This is a genomic window from Nitrobacter vulgaris, assembly GCF_002028545.1.
Taxonomy (GTDB): domain Bacteria; phylum Pseudomonadota; class Alphaproteobacteria; order Rhizobiales; family Xanthobacteraceae; genus Nitrobacter; species Nitrobacter vulgaris.
In genome coordinates this window covers 70,964-94,851 of sequence record NZ_MWPQ01000040.1, presented here as the reverse complement: position 1 = coordinate 94,851, position 23,888 = coordinate 70,964, and the positions used below count along the sequence as shown (strand labels likewise).

The following is a 23,888-nucleotide window of genomic DNA, read 5'->3' as shown; positions in this document are numbered from 1 at the left end:
AGCGGGCGGGGAACTAAACGCCGATGTTGTCGATCAAACGGGTGGCCCCGATTTTCGCCGCGACCAGGAACCTGACCGGACCATCCTTTATCGAACGAACCGGTGACAGCGTTTCGGCGTGGCGGGCTTCGAAATAATCGAGCGAGAAGCCCGCGTCCTCGATCGTTCTTGCCCCATCGGCCAAGACGGCTTCGAGATGATTGCCCTTTCGTAACCGCTCCGCCGCATCCTTCATGACGCTATAGAGCGTCGGTGCGACAGCGCGCTGCTCGATCGACAGGTAGACGTTACGTGACGACATCGCGAGCCCGTCTCGTTCGCGCACGATCGGAACTCCAATGATTTTCACGCCAAGATTGAGATCAGCCGCCATTCGCGCCACGACCTTGAGTTGCTGATAGTCCTTCTGACCAAACAGGGCGAGATCCGGCCGGCATTGAATGAACAGCTTGCCGACGACAGTGGTGACGCCACCGAAAAAATGCGGTCGGAAACGATCTTCAAGACCCGCCATGGCTGGTCCTTCAGTCGATATCCGGGTCGCGAAGCCTTGCGGGTACATGGCGCTGACGTCCGGATGCCATACCAGGTCGACCTTTGCCTCGGCGAGTTTGGCCATGTCGGCCTTCCAAGTTCGCGGGTACGATCCAAAATCTTCATGCGGCGCGAACTGGGTCGGGTTTACGAAAATTGAAACGACAACCTTTGACGCGCGCCGCTTTGCCTGACGCACCAGCGCCAGATGTCCTTCGTGAAGGGCGCCCATGGTCGGCACTAAGGCAATGGTTGCTCGCCGAGCCCGCAGGCGCTCCAGGGCGCGGCGCAGCGAGGGAAGCGTACGGACAACGATAGGAGCGGTTGGCATTGCTGTTCGGTGATAGATCTTAGGGCGCGGCTTGAGCTGCGGCGAAAAGCGAACCTTATCAGGCTCGATCCTGCATCGCCATTCAGACGCAGCCGGATTTCGAGCGATTTGGCGGCGACGGTGAGCGATGCAAGGTATAATCCGCGATTGGCGGCACGGCTTTTGCCTTACATGTCATGTCCATATGACATAAATCCTCGACAAAAGCCGGAAGAGTTCTGGTAGCTGAACTGCTCGATTCCCACTCACGGTTGACCGGCGGAGAAAGAACCGGACGTGGGCTTGGTTTGATCGGGCAGCCGGCTCTCCAGCAGATGCGCACCGCTTGAATTGTCAGCGGTTTGCGCCACATAGTGCCTTTAATCCTTGCGAGTCTCTATGTCCTACGATCCGGAGTCGCTGAAACACCCCCCGAACCCGTCGACCTGCCGGAGCCAGCTATCCGACAGAAGCGCTCCGCTGCCTGACGTAAAATCCTCGTCGTCGTCCGATATCGCCGCATTCGTCGCCAAGGCGCGCTCGATGTCACCTCATTCGGCAGGCGGCCATGGCAGGCTGATGTTCGCGCTCGACGCTACCATGAGCCGGCAGCCGACGTGGGACATGGCCTGCGCCCTTCAGGCCGACATGTTTCGCGAAGCGGTCGGCATCGGTAGCCTCGACATTCGCCTTGTCTACTATCGCGGGCTCAACGAATGTCGCTCGAGCGGCTGGATATCCGACAGTGCAAAGCTCGCAAGGTTGATGAGCACCATCGATTGCCGCGGCGGCAACAGCCAGATCGGCAAAGTTCTCTCGCACGCCCGCAGCGAAGCGGTCGCTTCCGGTATCAAGGCCGTTGTATTTGTCGGCGACGCGATGGAAGAACCGGTCGACGATCTTTGTGCGAAGGCTGGGGAATTGGGATTATTGAAAGTCCCTGTGTTCATGTTCCAGGAAGGACATGATGCGATTGCCGAGCAGGCCTTTCGCGAAATCGCGCGGCTGACCGGCGGCGCCTGGTGTCGTTTCGATCCCGGTGCGGCGAGCCAGTTGCGCGAACTGCTTCGTGCAGCAGCGGCTTATGCAGCAGGCGGCCGGGAAGCCTTGCAACGGCTGTCGACGACGGTAACAAGTGCGACCCGGCTATTGGGACAGATGAAATTAGCTCCGTAGCCCGGATTTCGTAGCGTCTCTATGCCTCTGTAACCGCTGCCTACAACCGCTTTCTTTGACTGCGCCGAACCACTATTTATCCACCATGCCGACCCTGATAGCAGGCCTCTTCACCTTCATTTTTCTGTATTTGCTGCTTCAATTGTTGCGGGCAGCAAATCCGGCTGTACTGGCGCGAGCTATCAGGCTCGCCGGTGGCATCATAGCGTTCGCGATGGCAGCTTTCATCGGCATCAAGGGAGAATTGGCGCTTGCGTTGCCGCTGGCGGCTCTCGGTGTCGGACTTTTGGGCTGGTCATCGTCAGGCATGTCCTTTTTCGCCAGGCTTTTCGGCGCAGGAAAGCAGCATACGACCACCGGACATACTTCCCAGGTTCGCTCGCAGTTCCTCGATATGGTCCTGGATCACGATAGCGGTCGTCTCGGCGGACGGATCATTGACGGACCCGACGCCGGCCGCTCACTGGATGATTTCGACCTGCCTCAGCTTCTCGCAATGATGACCGGCTTTGACGCGGAGAGCTGCGCGTTACTTGAAACTTATCTGGACCGCCGGTTTCCCGCCTGGCGTCAAAACGCGCATGGCGATCCGGCAGGGGGGGGGAGCCACGCGTCGCCGGGCGGCAAAATGACGAACGAGGAGGCCTATCAGATCCTTGGCTTGGAGCCGGGGGCGGGAGAGGACGACATTCGTCGTGCACATCGGGGGTTGATGAAGAAACTGCATCCCGATCAGGGGGGGTCGACGTATCTGGCGGCCCGGGTAAACGCGGCCAAGGATACTTTGCTTCGCACTCATCGCAGCTAACTCCAACAACGCTACCAAACGCTACACTGCGAGTTGCTTCTATCTTTCTGTCGGACGAGGCCCCGTTTTCGCCCGCCGTTGTCCGGCGGGTCGATCGTTGCTTGGATATTATCCGCTAATTCTTGACGAGTGGTTTGCGCGGGTGGTTTCGGCCGCAGATGACCTAGAGTCCCGTTTCTGACGGAATCAGAAGCGGGGCTGAATGATTTTGATCAAACGGGTTTTCTTCCCGCGAACCGAAATCAACTTCGCTCGAAAACGCTATTAGCCTGGATCAATCCTGACTCGCATACAATACGGGCTGGGCGATCAGTTTTTGATTGTGATGCAGGATATATCCGAACGCTTCAGGGTGCGGCACGCGGCTTCGGCTTCGTCGCGGTCGAGGCCGGCGAAGCGGGCGCGATAGAGTTTTTTGTTTCCCTTGCCTACAGACTCAGTGAAGGGATCGGCCTTGCCCAACATCTTGGGGGCGCGACCTCGGGCCGTATCGAGACGCTCACGCGCCTGGCTTTCCGTTTCCAGTGCGCCAACCTGAATGATCCAACCCGAATGCGATGCCACTGGTTTCAGCGCGCCATTCTTCTGAACGGTCCGCGGTTGAACCTCTGCTCCTGAATCCGCATGAGCCATCGCCTGCTTTGTCGAAGAAGAAAGACTCGAAGCGGGGAGTACGCCCAAGATGCCCTGACCATTGCCGAAGTTGGCAGGTTGCGGCGGCATATTCGCCCGCGCTACGACAGAGCCCGACGTTTCCGGTGCCCCATCGTGATCCGTTGTGGCGTTGCCGGCGGCCGGCGACACAGAGGGTGCCGGCCCGGCCGAAGCCAACCTGACCGATTTTGCCTTGACCTGCACCGTTTTGACCCGCACCGGCTTCATCGGTTCGGTGGCGCCGGGAACGGCGTCGATGGGCTGGGTCTTGATAACGCCACTCGTCAAAACAGCGGGTTCGGACACAGGCCTTTTCGGGGGCAGCGCAGCGTTCGAAGCCGTTATCAGCGAGCGAGCGGGACGTTCGGGCGGCAGCGTGACGGGTTCGGGCACATTGGACGCGACTTGAACAGCACCGTCCACTTGCGTCACGCTAGTGGGCCGTGACCGCGCCTGATCTTCGGCCGCTTTCGCATTGGCCTCCGCCATACTGCTTTCGGCAATAGCGGCAACCGTCCGCCGCGTTGAAGCCATCTCGAGATTTTGGGCCAGCAATTGGCGCATGGTCGCATCGCGTGAACCGCCGCTGCGACCGCCAAGAACGACGCCGACGAGGTGGCGATTGCCGCGCCTGAGGTTGGTGACCAAGTTGAAGCCGGAGGCTCGAATATAACCGGTCTTGATTCCATCGACGCCATCTACGCTGCCGAGCAAATGGTTATGGCCCCGAATGGTGCGACCGCGGAACGTGAATGAGGTGGTCGCGAAGTAACGGTAGTAACGCGGGAAACGATCTTGCAAGGCACGGCCAAGCGTCGCCTGATCCCGCGCGGTGGTGATTTGATCGTCGTCGGGAAGACCTGAAGCGTTCCGATAGACCGTCCGCGTCATGCCGAGCGCGCGGGCCTTCCGCGTCATCATTCTGGCGAAGTCGTCTTCGTCCCCTGCGATCGCCTCGGAGATTACGACGGCCGCGTCGTTAGCGGATTTCGTCACCAGTCCTTTGATCGCATCTTCGACGCGGATGGTCTGACCCTGCTGCAGACCGAGCTTCGTCGGATCCTGTGATGCCGCGCGCGCTGAGACGCGCATCTCGGTGTCGAGGCCGATCTTGCCGGAATCCAGACGCTCAAAAAGCATATAGAGCGTCATCATTTTGGTGAGAGATGCCGGATGACGAAGACTGTCAGGATTAGTGGACGACAGCGTCGCTCCGGAATTGGCATCCACAACGATCGAAGCGAATGGCGGATTGTAGCTATGCCGCTCCTGCTGCTGATGATGGCGATGGTGGTGACGGGCACGCCGCGCATTCGCCTGATCGATCGTAAAAACGACCGCGACTATCGCTGCAAGTCCGAATGCGCCAACGCGCATCGCGCGCGAGGAAGCCAAGGTGGTATGAAGCATGTACTTCCCCGTCCCCATTTTCGACTCTAGTCACCGGTTCGTGAGGCAAAATTGTGCCCGACCGACTGATCTGGACGTTCAGCGCAAACCGGTTCTCTAGGCGAGGTGGCAGGTCAGATTGCCGTTCTGGCTAAGAGCCTGGTTCCATGGCATTTTTTGCCTTTGCCACGGGAAACGCTCAAGATTCGAATACCAGCGTAGGGGGCTGGAGTTTCGAAAGAGTTAAGCAACTGTTGATGACGCTGGACGGGTTTGAATGAATGCAACGATTGTGCAATGCACAATAACACTTGAATTTATTGTGCATCGCACTATTTTCGTATCAGATCAGCGGCAACTCCCGCTTTGTCACGAAAGGAAGTATCATGACCACGACTGAAGAGATCCAGCAGCAGGGCAAGGAACAGTTGGACGCCGCTGTCGCAACCGCGAGCAGCTTTCACAAGGGCGTTCAGGCCATCGCTGTAGCCTTTGGCGATTACACTCGAAAAACGGTTGAAGATGGCAACGCATTCACCGAGAAACTCGTTGGGGCGAAATCGCTGGACCAAGCCGTAGCGGCGCAAACCGAATATGCCAAAACGGCCTACGAGACGTTCGTGAACGAGTCTCAGAAGATCGGTGGCCTCTACGCCGATCTCGCCAAACAAGCCTACAAGCCGCTTGAGGACTTTACCGCGAAGTTTGTTCCAGCAGCGCGCTAAGAAAAATCTCAAATAAGAAAAGCCCGGCCAATATCATCGGCCGGGCTTTTTGTTGTGCTACCGCGAGCGCGTTATTTGGCGATGCGCAGCTGCGAGATTTGCGTGAGAACGTTCTGAAAGGCGTCGGCAGTCTGCGTCGCCGACGTGATCATCTGAAAATTTCCGTCGGTGGCGCAGTTTTTGAGCACGTCCGATAGGGGATCCTTGCTGCCGATGTTGACCTGGATTGTAAAGACGACGACGCCGCTGTCCTTGACTTTTTGGCACAGCAACGCCTGTCGCGCGTCGATACTGGACGCGCTCGTGTACCAGCGATTCTGCGTGTTCAGGCCGTCGGACAAAAGGACGATATAGTCCTGATAGACGTACGCCGACTCTTTTCCGGGCGCCGCGATGGGACCGTTGGTCGTGCTGAGCGACTGCCAGCCCCAGGCAAGGCCGATACTCTGGTTAGTATTGCCGCTGGGAGACATCGCACCGATCTGTGTTTTCAGATCGCCCCACGCGTAACTCATAGGCGTGATCGTGGCTGGGAGACAGTCTTTCCACTGTTCGGTGTAGAATTTCGTGGAGGGTGTTCCGTCGCTGCCCGTAGAGGGAGCGGCATTTGAAATGTCGTAATCCGGGTCGCGGTCGTTGATGCAACCGGTCCAAGTGCTGTGAGCGGGAGCGGCGTTTTTCGCCTGATCGGTATCGGTCGGATGGGTCCGCCAGTAGTGCTTATATTTTACCTGCGTGCATTTGCGGTTTTTGCCGTTGCCCGAGCACGAGCAGTTGGGTGTTGTGCTGGGACAACTTGCGCCCGATCCAGTTGATACAACTATGCTATTGTCCGTATCGACAACGCTAGTATAGCAGCCATTGTAGTAAACGCTGGTTTTCCCCGGGAACTTCTCTCCGCCGTCTATGCCGGGACAAATCATACCATAATACTTTCCGCCGGGGTCCGACGGGATCAGATATCGATTGGTGCTAACGCTGCTGAGATCTGTTGCGCTGGCGAGGGAGCCCGGCCGGTCCATGCAAGCGAAGCTGAATTTGCCTATGCTACTATTTTGAGTTGGTCGAGGGCTTCCGTTGTTTTTTGTATCGAACGGGCAAGGGGCACCCGGGCCGATATCAGCCCATGTGTAGGTGATGTTGTTGTACTTTACGTTGATTGGATAACTATTCTGAGTGATGATAGGCGGCTCACCCTCCCACTCCGACCAATTCAGCCAAGCTGCGTTGACCTTGGCGGTTCCAACGTTGACGTCCTTTGCGAACGGAACGATTGAAATATAGACATCACCGGTGGTTTTGGAGAAAGCGGACAGCGAATCGATCATGTCTTTCGCGGCGGTTTGCAACGCCGACATTTTGCCGTTGGACGCCATCGAGCCTGTATTGTCCAACACCATCGCGACCCTCATGCGCGAATTACCCCATGTGGATGTGGAACTGGTGCCGAAACTAAGTTCCGGAAAGCCGGCGACCTTCATGAAATCGGTTTTGATCGTGCCCTGTCCGGAGGCGAGGATCGTTGCCGCCGCCGATGACGTGCTCGGGGTATAGGTCGCGCTTACGGTCACGCCGAAAGCGGATTTGTCCGTATAAAGCGACGAAAAATACCGCTGCACCGCCTCCGTGATCTGTTGGGACGACATCGTCGGGTTCGCCGCAGCGTCTCTGGAAACCATGAGCACCGCTGAATCAATGGCCGCCTGCATCGAGGAGCGTGCGGCATTCGCCCGCGTGTAATCGACGGCGGCGCCCACGAAACCTAATATCGGCAGAAGCGCGATCGCAAAAATAGGTGCGATGTTACCTCGAGAATCGCGACTAAAATGCCCGATTGAGTTGCGAGTCCGTTTGTAAATTGACGTCCCAGACATAGTTGTCACCGATCCGTTGGTTCAAGCGCATTTTCGAGCCTCTGGGCTAAACGGGTGGTAAAGTTGTCCTGAGAAAGCAGGTAAATAGCCGCACAAATTGCGACGATCGTTCAAAATTGCTTACCCATCGTCAATGGAGCTTAAATGGGCTTTGCTGACTTTCTGGAGGGGCAGAAGGAGTCGGTTAACCACCAACTGGGCGGTTGATCTCGCTCGTTAGCCGTTTCAGGAGAAATTACGATCTTGCGGTGAGGCGAATACAAACCCATACTTAAACCGTCCGGGCCAGCCGACGTTCACACAGGGATAAGCGGCCCTATACGTCGCAGCTTGACGCGGCGCGCGGTAACTTGGCCGGGGCCGTCGTTGATCGTGAAAAGATATCGAACGCTTGAGCCATGTTGAAGCTGCCTGTCATTCAAATATCTGGATCGTGCGTGAGGGATGTCCCTTCAGCACCAAGAATGAGTGAAGACGAAGACCGCGTCGGCGGCCAGGGCGATCCAGCCGCGTCGGTAATAACCAAAGTCAGGCCGAAGACGAAACGTCCCAGTCTTTATCGTGTGCTCATATTGAATGACGACTACACACCGATGGAGTTCGTCGTTCACGTCCTCGAGAAGTTCTTTCAAAAGGATCTGGAGGCCGCCACCCAGATCATGCTGCATGTCCATCATCACGGTATCGGCGAATGCGGCGTGTTCACCTACGAGGTTGCCGAGACCAAGGTCACGCAGGTGATGGATTTCGCGCGCAAGCACCAGCATCCGCTGCAATGCGTGATGGAAAAAAAGTAACTGCGCCAACCCGATTAGTCGGAACGATTTTTTTGCTTTCTGGTCAGGCCGGTTCAATCAGCGCGGCGGTTCGGCAAAGCTCATGATTCCCAAGCCTCTGTGCGATTCGCGTTGCCGCGCACTATGTTCGCGGAGACGGACCCTTCCCCCCGGACGGTATATTACTATATTGTTGACGAAGGTTGTTGTTGCCTGACGGGGCGATGGCGATCATGATGGCCAAGAGACCCTAGAGGACGCGGAATGCCAACTTTTTCTCAAAGCCTGGAACAATCCCTGCATCGGGCGCTCGCAATCGCAAATGAGCGGCATCATCAATACGCGACGCTTGAACACCTTTTGCTATCGCTGGTCGACGATTCGGATGCGGCAGCGGTCATGCGGGCTTGCAGCGTAGATCTCGACAAGCTGCGCGGCAGCCTGGTGAACTATCTCGAGACCGAATTTGAGAATCTGGTCACGGCGGAAGCTGCTGACGACGCCAAGCCGACCGCTGGTTTTCAGCGCGTGATCCAGCGGGCTGTGATTCATGTGCAGTCGTCCGGCCGGGAGGAAGTGACGGGCGCAAACGTACTGATTGCGATTTTCGCCGAGCGCGAAAGCCATGCCGCCTACTTCCTGCAAGAGCAGGATATGACGCGCTACGACGCGGTGAATTACATCAGTCATGGCATTGCCAAGCGCCCCGGCGTCTCCGAAGCGCGACCGGTGCGCGGCGTCGACGAAGAGACCGAAACGAAGAGTGGCGACGATGCCAAGAAGAAGGGCGATGCGCTTGAAACCTACTGCGTCAATCTGAACAAGAAGGCGCGGGACGGCAAGATCGATCCGGTGGTCGGGCGAAATGCCGAGATCAACAGAGCGATCCAAGTGCTATGCCGCCGGCAGAAGAACAATCCGCTCTTTGTGGGCGACGCCGGTGTCGGGAAGACCGCGATTGCCGAAGGGTTGGCGAGGCGCATCGTCGACAGCGAAGTTCCCGAGGTGTTGGCGGCCGCGACCGTATTCTCCCTCGACATGGGAACACTGTTGGCCGGCACACGCTATCGCGGCGATTTCGAAGAACGATTGAAGCAGGTTCTCAAGGAACTCGAAGCCCATCCGAACGCAGTGCTGTTCATCGATGAGATTCACACGGTGATCGGCGCGGGAGCGACCTCCGGCGGTGCCATGGACGCTTCCAATCTGCTCAAGCCTGCGCTGGCGTCGGGAGCGATCCGCTGCATGGGTTCAACCACCTACAAGGAATACCGGCAGCATTTCGAGAAAGATCGCGCGCTGGTGCGGCGGTTCCAAAAGATCGACGTCAACGAACCGTCGGTCGAGGATGCCATCGCCATTCTCAAGGGCCTCAAGCCGTATTTCGAGGACTACCACAAGCTGAAGTACACCAACGATGCGATCGAGGCGGCGGTGCAATTGTCGTCGCGGTATATTCACGATCGCAAGCTGCCCGACAAAGCGATCGACGTGATCGACGAGTCCGGCGCGGCGCAGATGCTGGTTACCGAGAGCAAGCGGAAGAAGACGATCGGGATCAAGGAAATCGAGACGACGATCGCGGCCATGGCCCGGATCCCGCCCAAGAGCATGTCGAAGGATGACGCGGAGGTTCTCAAGCATCTTGAGCAGACTCTCAAGCGCGTGGTGTTCGGACAGGATCGCGCGATCGAGGCTCTGACGGCGGCGATCAAGCTCGCGCGAGCCGGCTTGCGCGAGCCGGAAAAACCGATCGGCTCCTACCTGTTCTCCGGCCCGACTGGTGTCGGCAAGACGGAGGTCGCCAAACAGCTTGCAGAGGCGCTTGGCGTGGAGCTGCTGCGCTTCGACATGTCCGAATATATGGAACGGCACACCGTTTCGCGGCTGATCGGTGCGCCTCCCGGCTATGTCGGTTTCGATCAGGGTGGTCTGCTGACTGATGGCGTTGATCAGCATCCACATTCGGTGGTGCTGCTCGACGAAATCGAGAAGGCGCACCCGGATGTCTACAATGTGCTGTTGCAGATCATGGACCACGGGCGGCTTACCGATCACCACGGCAAGCAGGTTAACTTCCGTAACGTGATCCTGATCATGACCACCAATGCGGGCGCTTCCGACATGGCGAAGGCTGCGTTCGGCTTCACGCGTAACAAGCGGGAAGGGGACGATCGCGAGGCGATCAACCGTCAGTTCTCGCCTGAGTTCCGTAACCGGCTCGACGCCACTGTCTCATTCGGCCATCTCAGCACCGACGTGATTGGCTTGGTGGTTGAGAAGTTCGTGTTGCAACTCGAGGCACAGCTTGCGGATCGTTTTGTGACGATCGATCTTTCTGATCCGGCCAAAGCCTGGTTGGTCGAGCACGGCTACGACGAGCAAATGGGTGCCCGGCCGATGGCGCGGGTGATCCAGGAGCACATCAAGAAGCCGCTGGCAGACGAGGTGCTGTTCGGCAAGCTCAAGGGCGGTGGCCACGTCCGCGTTGTTCTCGTCAAGGACGAAGCGGTCGCGGGCGTCGATCTCGAGAAGATCGGTTTCGAGTTCCTCGATGGGCCGGTCACACCCAAACCGGAGAAACTTCCGGGCGCCCGCAAGCGGACACCGCCGCGCAAACCCAAGCCTGGCGGCGGAGGGCTCACGTCGAAGGAGCCGCTCCTCAAGGTCTGACCGCGGATACAAAAAAACAAACGGCCGGCACGAAAGTGCCGGCCGTTTTGCCTTGTTCATGGGCTTGAGCGATAGAGCCATTCCGGCTTTGAAATCAATCTACGCGAACCGGTATCCACTTCGCCCGAAACACGACGATGTGGACGCATAAGCGCGCATCCACAGTCTTGTTGAGGCGATTGCGACGGCGGCTAGGAACTTCTGACGAGATTGACAAAAAGACGCGAGCGCCGCTCGTGCGAACGGGATTTATCTCTCCTCAGTGTTCTGCTCGTCCCCCGTGGCTGGCTCGTCATGTTGTGCTTCCGGATCAAAGAATTCGCCGGCGGCGGCGATCGCTTCGGCCGCGGCGTCGCGATCCTCCTGTCGGGTACTGATGTCCTCGCCGCGCTGGATGCGTTCGGCTTCGTCGACGCTGCGGGCGACAGTCACCGTGATTTCAGCCTCAACTTCCGGGTGGACCGCGACCGTCAGCTTCTGCTTGCCTATCGTCTTGATCGGCGCATCTAGCCAGACCTGGGGGCGGGTGACGATAATGCCGTCGGCGGCCAACGAAGCGACGATGTCGCGGACGGTGACCGAACCGAATAGCTGGCCGGTTTCGGAAGCCTGGCGGATAATGACAATGTCGCGTCCGTTGATCTTCTCGGCGACGTTGGCGGCTTCGCCCTTGGCCTTGATGTTGTTAGCTTCAAGCTCGGCTTTCATGCCGTCGTATTTGGCTCGATTTTCGGCGGTCGCGCGCAGGGCCTTGCCGCGTCGGAGAAGAAAGTTGCGGGCGAAACCGTCCTTAACCTTCACGACCTCGCCCATCTGCCCAAGCTTGGCTACACGTTCCAGCAGAATGACTTCCATATTCGATCCTCTTGTTCGGTGTTGAGTAACTGTATTGAGTCACGATTTCGGCGCGAGCGGCGGAGGCCTGTGCCGTTGCAGGTAACGTTGCCGAAATCCAAAAATTGCGTCTGCGATGCCGATGCCTACAATCGTGACGACGGGCCATACGAACATCAGCACGACGGCGTAGACCGAGCCGAGCCATAGCCCACGGTTCCGCATCGTTAGGGTGATCGTGTGCAACACGGCGAAACCTACTAGCGCATACGTCATCATCAGACACGCGGTAACGATCTGGGCCAGGATCGCAGGCAAGCCGCCGACGAAGCACATCGCCAGCGCGACCATCATCGCAACCAGAGCCATCGGCGGGAGCGTCGTTGTCCTCATGTCGGGCCAGGGGCGCCGCAGCCGGCCGGAGGTGGCGGTGACTTTGGCCGCCAGCCACATATTGAGCGTCAGCGTCGCCATAGCAATCGTTGCGGCAGCGGCGGGGGCAATGGCCACAAACGCATCGACGACCTCCGAGGCCCGATCGCGTGACGCTGCATCCTGCACATTGGCGATGCGTACCAAACCGCGCCGCAGGGTATCCGTAATCGTCGATGCGTCGGAGCCAAGCGTAAGAAGCGCGGCGGTCGTGGTCAGCGCGGCGAAGCAGGCAATCCAGATCAGTATGCGTCCAAGTGGATACCAGTCGACCGGGTACAGAGCGGGCGGCACTGCGTCGGTGCTTTGCGGCGGCGTATCCGCGATGACCGGACGGCCGAGCAGCACCAGATGTCCCAGCCACCACGCGGGCAGCGCGACAGTCAGCACGAAAGCTGCGGAATACGGCGGACCGAACAAGACGCCAAGGCTGGCGCCAGCAATAGCGCCGCCGATAGCTGCGCAGGTCGGACCCCATCCCATTGCCGCGACCATCAGCGGCAATGGAGCCAGATAGAACAACAGCAGCGAGATCAGCGCGCCCGAAATGATCGACGCGAACATCAGCGCGGAGGCGCATCCGGCTGCGACCGCAATGAGGAGGTTCATAGTCATCAGCTGTCCCGCTCCTCTCGAGCGGTTAGAGGTCTCGTTCGAGCCCCAACCATCGGCCCCCGGAATAACCCGGAAGCCTTATGAAATATAACGATGATAGACGCCGGCGACGCCGCCGGCGACCGTGAATTACCGGATAACGTATGGAAGTAGACCGAGGAAACGCGCACGCTTGACCGCACGCGCTAGCTCACGCTGCTTCTTGGCGGATACAGCGGTGATGCGGCTCGGCACGATCTTGCCGCGCTCGGAGACGTAACGCATCAACAGCTTGGAATCCTTGTAATCGAGTTTCGGCGCATTCGCACCCGTGAACGGGCAGGTCTTGCGGCGGCGGAAAAATGGACGGCGTGCACCGGCATCAGCCATGATTCTTACTCCTCAACCACTGCGTTGGCGTCATCGCGCGGTCTGCGCGGACCGCGGTCGCCACGGAAACCGCCGCCGCGATCGTCACGCTCACGGTCGCGATCGGCCTTGCGCATCATCGCCGAAGGACCTTCTTCATGTTCTTCGACCCGCACGGTGAGATAGCGGATGACGTCTTCGTGGATGCGTTCCTGGCGCTCGATCTCATTGACGACCGTGGCAGGCCCATCGATGTTAAGCAGCACGAAATGCGCTTTGCGGTTCTTCTTCATGCGATAGGTGAGCGAACGTACGCCCCAGTTCTCGGTCTTGGTGACCTTGCCGCCCAATCCCGTGATCACGCCCGTGATCTGATTGGTCAATTCCTCGACCTGCTGGGAACTCGCATCTTGGCGCGCGAGAAAAACATGCTCATAGAGAGGCATGGATGTCCTTTCCTCAAGTTGGCGCGGACCCCGGCGGCAAGCCCTTCGAGACCTTGGGAAAGGACTCGGGATAAGCTCAGAAGGCGGAAGCACGGGACGACGGGCCGATGGGCCCTGCCGCATCAATATCGCCTGACAGGTGAAATTGCTGAGACCGTCCGTTCAGCTCCCGGCCGGGATCTGCGGATGGCGCGGGTTATACGGATATTCGGGCCGGTTGCAAGAGATAACGGCGTCGCCGGCTCGCGGTCTAAGCCATCAAACCACGAAGCTCAGAGACCGCCGCAAGCAGTTGATGAGCCTTGCAACCACCTGTCTTGACATCATTCGGCCCGCGGTGTCTCTCCGCCCGGGGTTTCAAGGGGCGAGCGTATGACCGCGGCATTCACTTTTCCGGGGCAGGGTTCCCAGACCGTAGGTATGGGCAAGGCGCTGGCCGAGGCTTTTCACGTCGCAAAAGCTGTTTTTGACGAGGTGGATGCGGCCCTCGGCGAAAAGCTGACCGCCACCATCTGGGATGGGCCTGCTGAAACCCTGCAATTGACCGAGAATGCCCAGCCGGCCTTGATGGCAGTCTCTATTGCCACTCTCCGCGTACTCGAAGCCGAGGCCGGATTTTCGGTGGCACGGGATGCCGCCTTCGTGGCCGGACATTCGCTCGGAGAATATTCCGCGCTGGCGGCCGCGGGCAGCCTGAGCATCGCGGATACAGCACGGCTGCTGCGGACGCGTGGCCTCGCCATGCAGAAGGCGGTTCCGGTCGGTGCTGGCGCTATGGCGGCGCTATTGGGCCTTGATTATGAAGCCGCGGTCGCCGTTGCCGACGAAGCCGCGCAGGGTCAGGTCTGCCAGGCCGCGAACGACAATGGTGGCGGACAGGTTGTCGTGTCCGGCGACAAGGAGGCGGTTCATCGGGCAGTCGAGATCGCGAAGACCAAAGGCGCGAAGCGCGCGATGCTGCTGCCGGTGTCGGCGCCGTTTCATTGCAGGCTGATGCAACCCGCGGCCGACGCGATGGCGAAGGCACTAGCTGACGTGGCGATCAGCACGCCGGCGGTGCCAGTCATTTCCAACGTACTGGCCGCCCCGATCACGAACCCTGACGAAATCCGCCGGCGGCTGATCGAGCAGGTGACAGGAACCGTCCGCTGGCGCGAGTCGGTCGCCTATATGGCCGAACACGGGGTGACGCGCTTTTTCGAGATCGGAGCCGGCAAGGTTCTGAGCGGGCTCGTCAAGCGCATAGCGGATGGCGCCATCGGCGTGGCCGTCGGCGGACCGAACGATATCGCGTCGGCCAGGGAAGCGCTGGCAGCCGCCCGCTCGGCTTAAACAAGACAAAGGAGGAGCGATGTTCGACTTGACCGATAGGACCGCGCTTGTGACAGGCGCAACCGGCGGTATCGGCGGCGCCATTGCGAAGGCGCTCCATGCGCAAGGAGCGACGGTTGCCATTTCCGGTACTCGTCGGGAGGTGCTGGAGGCGCTGGCGGGTACGCTTGGCAAGCGCGTTCATGTGCTGCCCTGCAATCTATCGGATGCGGCGGAGGTCGAAGCATTGGTGCCGGATGCCGAGAAGGCGATGGGACGCGTCGATATTCTCGTCGCCAATGCGGGCGTCACACGGGACAACCTGTTTGTGCAATTGCGCGACGAGGATTGGGATGATGTGATCAGGATCAATCTGACAGCGACATTCCGCCTGGCGCGCGCGGCGACAAAACTGATGATGCGCAAACGCTTCGGCCGCATCATCGCGATCACCTCGGTGGTCGGCGTCACCGGAAATCCGGGGCAGGGGAATTACACCGCATCGAAAGCCGGACTGATCGGCATGATCAAAACGCTAGGCGCGGAATACGCGAAGCGCGGGGTGACAGCCAATTGCATTGCACCCGGATTTATCGCAACAGCGATGACCGACGCGCTGAGCGAGAAACAGCGAGAGACGATTCTGACGAAAGTCCCCGCGGCCCGCCTCGGAACGCCGGAAGATATTGCGGCGGCGGCGGTCTATCTGAGTTCGAACGAAGCGGCCTACGTGACGGGGCAGACGATTCATGTCAATGGCGGAATGGCAATGATTTGAGGCGCTTTTAGCCCGTCTACCGGGGCTTGTGGTCAAGGCTTTCGATGTGTGATAACCGGACCAAGAACGGGTGGGCAAAGAACGCCATTGCAGGAATTTGAAACCCTGTATATTGGCGGTGTGGCGGCTGCCGTCGTTTGCCGGTCCGCACCCGCACAAGGCGGAAAAGACCGAAATCCTACACGACTGCAAATAGCGACAGGAATTAGCTAGTTTAATGCTCCACGATGGCTCGTTTGCGGTCGGGTCCAATTGAACAAGCGCGAGGTTTAATGATGAGCGAGATTGGCGAGCGGGTTAAGAAGATCGTGGTCGAGCACCTTGGCGTAGAGCCCGAGAAAGTCGTCGAGAGTGCCAGCTTCATTGACGATCTTGGCGCAGACAGTCTCGATACGGTCGAGCTCGTGATGGCCTTCGAGGAAGAATTTGGCTGTGAGATTCCCGATGACGCGGCGGAGACGATCCTGACCGTCGGCGATGCCACAAAGTTTCTCGAGAAGAACGCGAAAAGCTGACGCTCTTCCGCGATCTTACATGAAGCCGGACGGGTCGTGTTCGAACGGCCCACCGGCTTTTCCTTATGATTTGTAAGGAAGCTGGAGTTTTCCAGATGAGGCGCGTCGTCGTCACCGGACTTGGCATGGTGTCGCCGCTTGGCTGCGGAGTCGAACCGACCTGGAAGCGCATACTCGACGGCATGAGCGGCGCGAAGCAGATCGAGACGTTCGACGTTACCGACTTGCCGTGCCGAATCGCCTGCGTCGTTCCACGTGGCGACGGTACTGACGGAACCTTCAATCCTGACCTGTGGATGGAGCCGAAGGACCAGCGCAAGGTCGACGATTTTATTATCTTCGCGATGAGCGCCGCCAGACAGGCGCTCGACGATGCGGATTGGCATCCTTCAACCGACGAGGATCGTTGCGCGACCGGCACCCTGATTGGTTCCGGAATCGGCGGCCTTTCGGGTATCGCCGACACTGCGGTCCTCATGAAGGAGAGGGGAGCCCGCAAGGTGTCGCCATTCTTCATTCCGGGACGCCTGATCAACCTTGCTTCGGGATACGTGTCGATCGAACACGGGCTCAAGGGACCGAACCATGCTGTGGTGACAGCCTGCTCGACAGGCGCGCATGCAATCGGCGATGCGAGCCGCCTGATCGCACTCGGCGACGCCGATGTCATGGTGGCTGGCGGCGCGGAATCGCCGATCTGCCGCATCGGCATGGCAGGCTTCTGCGCCGCGCGGACGCTGTCCACCGGCTTCAACGACACGCCGCAAAAGGCATCGCGTCCTTACGACAACAATCGCGACGGCTTCGTCATGGGAGAAGGTGCTGGTGTCGTTGTGCTCGAGGAGTACGAGCATGCACGGCAGCGCGGCGCGAGAATTTATGCCGAAATTACGGGATACGGCCTGTCGGGGGATGCCTATCACATCACGTCACCGTCCCCGGACGGCGACGGCGCGTTTCGGAGCATGACCGCTGCCATGAAGCGCGCTGGCATATTTCCATCGGATATCGACTATATCAACGCCCACGGTACATCGACCCAGGTCGGCGATGAAATCGAACTGAAGGCTGTTGAAAGATTGCTGGGTAACGCCGCGTCAAGCACGTCGATGTCCTCCACAAAATCCTCTATTGGCCATCTGCTGGGTGCCGCGGGCGCAGTCGAAGCTATTTTCAGCATCCTTGCGATTCGCGACAACATCGCCCCGCCAACGATCAATCTCGATAATCCTTCGGTGGAAACAGCGATCGATCTCGTCCCACACAAGGCGCGTCAGCGGGAAATCAACGTCGTACTGTCGAATTCGTTCGGGTTCGGCGGGACCAACGCATCAATTATCATGCGGCGCCTCGCCAATTAACGTGTGATGGACGCAAATCCACTGTTTCGCCGCATTCGATGATAAATCCTAGAGACGGCCGCATGCTGTTGGCCGGGGCAGGGAATTCGCCGGCCGCGATTAAACCGACAGGATTTATGTTGCATCGATGACTGAAAGGCCGCCCATCTCTCCGCGCAGTCCGCGCGCCGCGCTTGAACCCGAACAGGTACCCCCGCCACCGAAGCGTTCTGCCCGCGCGCGAAGCCCGCTAGTGGTTGCGGGCAACGCGATCATTACGGTTTTGTTGATCGGGATGCTTGGTGCCGGCGGCGTTTTTTTCTACGGCAAGCAGAAGATCGAAGCGCCGGGGCCGCTACAGGATGAAAAGATCGTCAACATTCCGGCCCGCGCCGGAATGAACGACATTGCCGAAATTCTTCAGCGCGAAGGTGTGATCGACGACAATCGCTGGGCGTTTATCGGAAGCGTATTTGCCTTGAAGGCGCGCGCGGATCTGAAGCCAGGAGAATATGCGTTCCAGAAGCAAGCCAGTCTGCGCGAAGTCATCGGCACTATTGTCGAAGGCAAGGTGGTGCAGCATCCCGTGACTATTCCAGAAGGCCTGACTTCCGAACAGATTATAGAACGGCTTTCGGAGAATGAGATTTTCTCAGGGACCGTTCGAGAGATTCCACGCGAGGGCACATTGCTGCCCGAGACGTACAAGTTTCCGCGAGGCACCAGCCGAGAGCAAGTGATCCAGCGCTTGCAACAAGCTCAGAAGCGCGTGCTCGCAGAAATCTGGGAGCGTCGTGCCTCAGATGTGCCCGTCAAAACATCTGATCAACTCGTTACGCTGGCATCTATCATTGAAAAGGAAACAGGCAAGGCGGATGAACGCAGCCGGGTCGCGGCCGTGTTCGCCAACCGTCTGAAACAGAAAATGAAACTGCAGTCCGACCCAACGATCATTTATGGTCTGGTCGGAGGCAAGGGGACGCTGGGGCGGCCGATCAAACGCAGCGAAATTATGCAAGCGTCTCCATACAACACCTACGTGATTGAAGGGTTGCCGCCGGGACCGATCGCGAACCCCGGCCGAGCTTCGCTCGAAGCAGCGGCAAATCCAGCGCGAACCCGCGATTTATTCTTCGTTGCCGATGGAAACGGGGGGCACAGCTTCACCGAGACTTACGAGCAGCACCAGAAGAACGTCGCTCGGTTGCGGACCATGGAAAAGCAGATTCAAAACGATGCGGTTGAGCCGCTGGACGAGCCGGCGCCGGCTGTCGCGCCCACCACAACAGAAACCGGCACCACACAGGACGAGCCTGCCCCGAAGCCCGCCCCGCGGGCGCGAACCCGGCCAAACCGGTAAGGCGCTGTAGAGCCTTCGCAGCACATCATTCAGCAACAGGGATCGAATCAGACCGCCGTCGGCATTCGGCTTGGTGTCTGATTCACCTTTTGATCGCGCATCATCTTATCCGAAACCGGTTTCCATGTTCGCGTGAAAACGCATCAACCAAAAGCGCAGAACTTCGATTCTGATTCCATCAAAAGCGGATTTCACTCGGCCACAAAATTCTCTAACGTCGGGACGATCCGTTAAACGAATCTCACATCTGGGTGCTTCGGAGAAACCACGCGATGGCGTTGTCGAGCATGACCGGCTTTGCAAGAAGCCACGGCGCCAGTGGGCCGTATGCGTTCGAATGGGAGTTAAAATCCGTGAACGCCAAAGGGTTCGACCTTCGGACGCGGCTACCGACCGGTTGGGACGATATAGAAGCGACGATAAGGAAGCGCGCAGCACAAGTGTTGTCACGCGGAACGGTCTACGCCAATCTAACGGTGAAGCGCAGCAACGCGGTTCCCCTTGTTCGCGTCAATGAACAGGTTCTGGCATCTCTCCTGAAGGTCGCGCGCGATTTGTGTGGCAAAATCGACGTGCTCGCGCCGAGCATTGACGGTTTGCTATCGATAAAGGGTGTTATGGAGGTCGTTGAACCGGAGCTCGACGATGCCGAGGAACTCGCAGCAAAGACCGCCGTCGCTGAAACCTTCGAGCAGGCGCTGCGCAGCCTAGTGGATATGCGCGAGCGTGAAGGAGCTACGCTTGGCGGCGTACTGATGCAGCGCATGGATGAGATCGAGCGTCTCGCGCGCAGGGCAGAGGCCGCCCCTGGCCGTCAACCGGGCGCAGTGAAGGCGCGACTTGCCGAGCAGATTACCGCATTGCTCGACACATCGGACCGCTTCGATCAGGATCGACTCCATCAGGAAGCGATCTTGATCGCTACGAAGGCCGATATCCGCGAGGAATTGGATCGCATTGCCTCGCATATTTCGCAGACGCGCGAGTTGATCGGCAGGGGCGGGCCGATCGGACGAAAGCTTGATTTTCTTGCGCAGGAATTCAACAGGGAAGTCAACACTTGCTGCTCGAAGTCGAACGATCTCGAACTGACCAATGTCGGACTTGAACTGAAAAACGCCGTCGAACAGTTTCGCGAACAGGTCCAGAATCTGGAGTGATCGATGACTGCTCACGATCGGGGTTTCGACGGAGTCGAGCGGCGCGGCCTGATGTTCGTGCTATCGTCGCCTTCCGGTGCCGGAAAAACCACGCTGTCGCGGCTGCTGATCGAGCGCGTCGAGGGCTTGAGCCTGTCGGTCTCTGCGACCACGCGCCCGATGCGGCCGGGCGAGGTCGATGGTCGTGACTACAAGTTCGTCGACGACGCAACCTTTGCGGCCATGGTCAAGCACAATGATCTGCTGGAATGGGCCGTCGTGTTCGACAATCGCTACGGCACGCCGCGCGCACCAGTGTATGCAGCGCTGGCGTCCGGCCGCGACGTACTGTTCGATATTGACTGGCAAGGCACGCAGCAATTGCGCGAGAAGGCACGGGCCGACGTGGTCAGCGTCTTTATTCTACCGCCGTCCGCCACTGATCTGGAACGACGCCTGCATACCCGTGCCCAAGATGCCGATCATGTCATCCGCGAACGAATGGACCGCGCCACGCATGAACTCAGCCACTGGGCCGAGTACGATTACATCGTCATCAACCAGAATGTCGATGAAGCGTTTGCTGAGGTGCAGTCAATTCTGAAGGCTGAACGGCTCAAGCGCGAACGCCGAACCGGATTGACGGCGTTCGTGCGAGAATTGCAGCGGCAACTTGAGACTTAGAGCCTCGCCTGTGATGCATCCGAAGCGAGGCGCTGTGACTTTGATTTGATGAGTTCGCTTAGAAACCTTTTCATTCGCCGCTACGTCGTTGCTCCACGTGATGCCCGAGACAGAATTTCCATGATGTCGCGAGATTGCGCCTCGATGTCCTGGCGTATGCGCAGCACGTCACTGCGGGAGGTTTGTGCCGTATCGGGCCCCTGTCGTTTCCAGGGCGGAGGGTAGCCTTGGTCGACCAAATCCTCGATCAATCGCGAGTGACGGACTTGCAAGAGGCTGCTCAGATTCCCGAACTTGACAGCTGCAAATCCAAGAAACCCTGCTACGGCCAACGCGCCAGCGAGTCCACCCAGCAGCATAGATGACGAGTGGGACTGAATTTCAGCCTCAGGAACGCTGACGACGGCTGAAGCAAGGCTTGGCTCGCTGCGTTCGCCGCGCGCCTGAGTATCAAACTCGATTGTTGCCGCAGAGACCGGCGGGCCGTTCGGCGTCTGCGGACCAGACGTGACTGCGGCTTGTACCGGCGGTTGCGTCGCATTGGCGACCGGTGCTGCGTTGATGGCCGGATCGGGCCACTGTGTGGTAGTGGCCGGTTGCGAGATATTCGTGTTTTGCGCAGGTTCGTCGGAAGAATCCCTCGTGGACGGCAGAGAGTTGGTGTCTGCTGGATCGTTCGCGCTTGTCGCGTCATCGAGCTCCGCATGAGCATTTGTGATGGACGGCCGGAGAGGTGGTGCGGAAGACCTCATTGCCCGTTTGTCCGACGCGGGGGCAGACAGCGACGGCCTTGCTGAGGTTTCCAGCGCAGTCTTGCCGCGCCCTTCGCCGAGATACCAGCAGTGACGCTTCGTTCCCGGCTCGACGCGATAATGCCAGTGACCTCCGCGCGGCGTCGTCGCGCCCGGTTTTACGAGGCAGGTATCGTCCGCGCGTGCCGAGCCATGGACGGTGATCGCAAGCATGCCGCCCGTGAACAAAGCTACCCCAAGGGTTGAGAGACGTTTCCCCAAACGGTTTGACATGCATATCCCCGATCATGACAAGATTCACGATGCCTTTCTTTAATAGTCAGGAAAGACTTGGGTCGCATTGCGCCGTAAATCCGGAATGGTCGGGGCGTAATTGAGGCTGAATGACCTCTCTTCTGCCTACATTTTTTACCTGCTCGGCCACCATAACGTAGGCGCGTGGTCTCGCGGCTTCGCGATAAAGATAACATGTGCACAACAACACCGAACTTTACGGCGATTGCGGCGCATCAACGCCATAACATCGTCTCAGATCCGATCCGTTCTATTGCGGTGTATGTCCGCCAATTCACGAGCCATCGCAACGAAACCGGATATTGGAACCGTCTCCGCGCGCCGCGTGGGGTCGATGCCTGCCGCAGCCGCCAGCGACGCCGGATCAGCGGGCAACGATTTCAGGCTTTGCCGTAGCATCTTCCGGCGATGCCCGAACGCGGCGGCGGCAACTTGCTCTAGCATCCGGCGGTCGCATGGCTCGGGGCTGTCGCGTGGTATCAGCCGCACCACCGAAGACGTGACCTGGGGTTGCGGAACGAAAGCCGCGGGCGAGATGTCGAACAGAATTTTGGTCTCTGTGCGCCAGTTCGACAGCACGGCGAGGCGGCCATACGCATCGTCGTTTTCGCGGGCAACGATCCGTTCGGCGACCTCGCGCTGAAACATCAGCACCATGGCGTCATACCATGGCGGCCAGGGCTCGATGCTGAGCCAGCGGATCAGAAGCGCGGTGGCGATGTTGTAAGGCAGGTTGGCGACGATCTTTGCGCGCATCGTGCCGAGCAGGGGTCGTGGATCGAAGCTTGTCGCATCCGCGTTGACGATCGTGAGGCGGCCGGGATAGCGAGCCGAAATTTCTTCCAGCGCGCCAAGCGCGCGTTCGTCACGCTCGATGGCGATGACGCGCATCGCGCCGAGCGCAAGCAGCGCCCGCGTCAATCCGCCAGGACCCGGCCCGATCTCGATGACGGTCGCATCCTGGAGTGGACCGGCGGCGCGCGCGATCCGGGCCGTGAGATTCAGATCGAGTAGAAAGTTCTGTCCCAGCGATTTTCGCGCCGACAACGCGTGACGTTTGATGACGTCGCGCAGCGGCGGAAGGTCATCAATCGCGCTCATGCCGAACGTGTCGACGCTGCCATCCGCGCGGCGAGGCTCAGCGCAGCGATCAGACTCGATGGATCGGCGCGTCCCGTGCCGGCGATGTCGAATGCAGTGCCGTGATCAGGCGATGTACGGATAAACGGCAGTCCCAGCGTGACATTGACGGCCCGATCGAAAGCCAGCGTTTTGACCGGAATCAGAGCCTGATCGTGATACATGCAAATGGCACAGTCGTAAGTCCGGCGCGCGGCCTCATGGAACATGGTGTCGGCCGGAAGCGGGCCTTTGACGTCGATTGCTTCGGCGCGCAGGATTGCGACGGCCGGTGCAACGATCGTCTGATCCTCGGTTCCGAGCGAGCCGTCCTCTCCCGCGTGGGGATTCAATCCGGATACCGCGATGCGGGGGCTGGTGATTCCAAATCGCGAGCGTAGGTCTGCAACGACAATGCGAACGGTATCCACAATCATGCGGCTCGACAGCATTGTGATCGCATCGCGCAAGGGCAGGTGGATAGTGACGGGCACGACCGCAAGATCAGGCGACCAAAGCAGCATCACCGGTTGCGGTGCGTTGGAGTTCGTTGCCGCCAGTTCGGCGAGAAATTCGGTGTGGCCAGGATGGGCGAATCCCGCCCGGTAGAGCACGCTCTTGGCGATCGGATTGGTGACCACTGCTCCCGCATGGCCCGCTACAACATCGTTGACCGCATGACGGATCGATCCAATCGCTGCGGGGGCGCTGTTGTCGTCGGGATGACCGGGATGCGCGGTTGCCGGATGCCCCGTGGCGACAATCGGAAGTGCTTCATTGAATATCTGGGAAAGGTCTTTCTGGCCAACCTCCGCCAAGGAAAGATCAAGCAAGGGAAGATCAAGTCCGAGCAGCTTTGCCCGGGCCGCGATGAATGCGCTATCGCCAAGAAGATAGAAGGGAGGAACGGCATCGTTCTTGCGGCGCAGCCAGGCCGCGATCGTGATATCCGGTCCGATGCCGGCCGGCTCGCCCAGGGTCAATGCAATCGGCTTCACCACG

The 23,888-nt window shown here is 59.1% G+C and carries 22 protein-coding genes and 1 pseudogene; 12 read left to right on the top strand and 11 right to left on the bottom strand.

The annotated features are described in order from the left end of the window. Positions 1-13: 13 nt before the first annotated feature. Positions 14-865, bottom strand: coding sequence for a pantoate--beta-alanine ligase (panC, locus tag B2M20_RS09690; RefSeq protein ID WP_079446836.1), 852 nt, complete (start codon positions 863-865; stop codon positions 14-16). 378 nt (positions 866-1,243) lie between these two features. Here panC and B2M20_RS09685 point away from each other — a divergent pair, with 378 nt between their 5' ends. Continuing rightward, on the top strand, positions 1,244-2,020 hold the full coding sequence (locus B2M20_RS09685; protein WP_087881149.1) for a hypothetical protein: 777 nt from the start codon (positions 1,244-1,246) through the stop codon (positions 2,018-2,020). An 85-nt stretch (positions 2,021-2,105) separates the two neighbouring features. Beyond that, a complete protein-coding gene (locus tag B2M20_RS09680; RefSeq protein WP_079446835.1) occupies positions 2,106-2,828 on the top strand; it encodes a DnaJ domain-containing protein in 723 nt (240 codons plus the stop codon). 309 nt (positions 2,829-3,137) lie between these two features. Here B2M20_RS09680 and B2M20_RS09675 read toward each other — a convergent pair whose 3' ends face one another. Beyond that, complete coding sequence (locus tag B2M20_RS09675; RefSeq protein ID WP_079447024.1) at positions 3,138-4,892, bottom strand: D-alanyl-D-alanine carboxypeptidase; 1,755 nt, start codon at positions 4,890-4,892, stop codon at positions 3,138-3,140. A gap of 365 nt (positions 4,893-5,257) precedes the next feature. Here B2M20_RS09675 and B2M20_RS09670 point away from each other — a divergent pair, with 365 nt between their 5' ends. Next, entirely contained in the window at positions 5,258-5,596 is a 339-nt protein-coding gene (locus B2M20_RS09670) for a phasin family protein (protein WP_079447023.1), read from the top strand. 71 nt (positions 5,597-5,667) lie between these two features. Here the strand turns inward: B2M20_RS09670 and B2M20_RS09665 are convergent, their stop codons facing one another. Both B2M20_RS09665 and B2M20_RS20255 read right to left on the bottom strand, forming a co-directional pair. Continuing rightward, complete coding sequence (locus tag B2M20_RS09665; RefSeq protein WP_244553487.1) at positions 5,668-7,077, bottom strand: vWA domain-containing protein; 1,410 nt, start codon at positions 7,075-7,077, stop codon at positions 5,668-5,670. 204 nt (positions 7,078-7,281) lie between these two features. Further along, positions 7,282-7,470 (bottom strand): annotated as a pseudogene (locus tag B2M20_RS20255) (TadE/TadG family type IV pilus assembly protein); the annotation flags it as partial. Positions 7,471-7,934: 464 nt separating this feature from the next. Between B2M20_RS20255 and clpS the strand changes: the two are divergent. After that, positions 7,935-8,267, top strand: a complete 333-nt coding sequence (gene clpS / locus B2M20_RS09660; protein WP_244553481.1) for an ATP-dependent Clp protease adapter ClpS — start codon at positions 7,935-7,937, stop codon at positions 8,265-8,267. 243 nt (positions 8,268-8,510) lie between these two features. After that, complete coding sequence (gene clpA, locus B2M20_RS09655) at positions 8,511-10,919, top strand: ATP-dependent Clp protease ATP-binding subunit ClpA (protein ID WP_079446832.1); 2,409 nt, start codon at positions 8,511-8,513, stop codon at positions 10,917-10,919. Between the two features lie 249 nt (positions 10,920-11,168). Here clpA and rplI read toward each other — a convergent pair whose 3' ends face one another. The 4 genes from rplI to rpsF all read right to left on the bottom strand — a co-directional run bounded on the left by rplI (position 11,169) and on the right by rpsF (position 13,594). Next, positions 11,169-11,774 carry a 50S ribosomal protein L9 gene (rplI, locus tag B2M20_RS09650; protein ID WP_079446831.1) on the bottom strand — a complete coding sequence of 202 codons (606 nt, stop codon included), beginning with the start codon at positions 11,772-11,774 and terminating at the stop codon, positions 11,169-11,171. A 39-nt stretch (positions 11,775-11,813) separates the two neighbouring features. Continuing rightward, complete coding sequence (locus B2M20_RS09645) at positions 11,814-12,800, bottom strand: hypothetical protein (RefSeq protein ID WP_079446830.1); 987 nt, start codon at positions 12,798-12,800, stop codon at positions 11,814-11,816. A gap of 129 nt (positions 12,801-12,929) precedes the next feature. Then, positions 12,930-13,169 (bottom strand): 30S ribosomal protein S18, encoded by a 240-nt coding sequence (gene rpsR / locus B2M20_RS09640; protein ID WP_079446829.1) that lies wholly within the window; start codon positions 13,167-13,169, stop codon positions 12,930-12,932. 5 nt (positions 13,170-13,174) lie between these two features. Continuing rightward, positions 13,175-13,594: a 30S ribosomal protein S6 gene (gene rpsF / locus B2M20_RS09635; RefSeq protein ID WP_079446828.1), complete on the bottom strand. Its 420-nt coding sequence runs from the start codon at positions 13,592-13,594 to the stop codon at positions 13,175-13,177. A gap of 372 nt (positions 13,595-13,966) precedes the next feature. Here rpsF and fabD point away from each other — a divergent pair, with 372 nt between their 5' ends. The 7 genes from fabD (at position 13,967) to gmk (ending at position 20,721) form a co-directional block, all read left to right on the top strand. Then, positions 13,967-14,926 (top strand): ACP S-malonyltransferase, encoded by a 960-nt coding sequence (gene fabD / locus B2M20_RS09630; RefSeq protein WP_079446827.1) that lies wholly within the window; start codon positions 13,967-13,969, stop codon positions 14,924-14,926. Positions 14,927-14,945: 19 nt separating this feature from the next. Further along, a complete protein-coding gene (gene fabG, locus B2M20_RS09625) occupies positions 14,946-15,683 on the top strand; it encodes a 3-oxoacyl-[acyl-carrier-protein] reductase (RefSeq protein ID WP_079446826.1) in 738 nt (245 codons plus the stop codon). A gap of 275 nt (positions 15,684-15,958) precedes the next feature. Further along, a complete protein-coding gene (locus tag B2M20_RS09620; protein ID WP_009799564.1) occupies positions 15,959-16,198 on the top strand; it encodes an acyl carrier protein in 240 nt (79 codons plus the stop codon). Between the two features lie 95 nt (positions 16,199-16,293). Beyond that, a complete protein-coding gene (gene fabF, locus B2M20_RS09615) occupies positions 16,294-17,559 on the top strand; it encodes a beta-ketoacyl-ACP synthase II (protein WP_079446825.1) in 1,266 nt (421 codons plus the stop codon). A 127-nt stretch (positions 17,560-17,686) separates the two neighbouring features. Continuing rightward, positions 17,687-18,898, top strand: coding sequence for an endolytic transglycosylase MltG (mltG, locus tag B2M20_RS09610; RefSeq protein WP_079446824.1), 1,212 nt, complete (start codon positions 17,687-17,689; stop codon positions 18,896-18,898). Between the two features lie 272 nt (positions 18,899-19,170). After that, positions 19,171-20,058: a YicC/YloC family endoribonuclease gene (locus B2M20_RS09605; RefSeq protein ID WP_079446823.1), complete on the top strand. Its 888-nt coding sequence runs from the start codon at positions 19,171-19,173 to the stop codon at positions 20,056-20,058. Between the two features lie 3 nt (positions 20,059-20,061). After that, positions 20,062-20,721, top strand: a complete 660-nt coding sequence (gene gmk / locus B2M20_RS09600; protein WP_079446822.1) for a guanylate kinase — start codon at positions 20,062-20,064, stop codon at positions 20,719-20,721. Positions 20,722-20,801: 80 nt separating this feature from the next. Here gmk and B2M20_RS09595 read toward each other — a convergent pair whose 3' ends face one another. From B2M20_RS09595 to pdxA, 3 genes are all read right to left on the bottom strand, one after another. Beyond that, the gene (locus B2M20_RS09595) at positions 20,802-21,746 is read right to left on the bottom strand and encodes a hypothetical protein (protein ID WP_244553480.1); all 945 of its coding nucleotides are present in this window, start codon (positions 21,744-21,746) and stop codon (positions 20,802-20,804) included. 255 nt (positions 21,747-22,001) lie between these two features. After that, entirely contained in the window at positions 22,002-22,868 is an 867-nt protein-coding gene (gene rsmA, locus B2M20_RS09590) for a 16S rRNA (adenine(1518)-N(6)/adenine(1519)-N(6))-dimethyltransferase RsmA (RefSeq protein WP_079446820.1), read from the bottom strand. Further along, positions 22,865-23,887, bottom strand: a complete 1,023-nt coding sequence (gene pdxA, locus B2M20_RS09585) for a 4-hydroxythreonine-4-phosphate dehydrogenase PdxA (RefSeq protein ID WP_079446819.1) — start codon at positions 23,885-23,887, stop codon at positions 22,865-22,867. The genes rsmA and pdxA overlap by 4 nt, the downstream gene beginning before the upstream one ends. Between the last annotated feature and the right edge of the window lies 1 nt (position 23,888).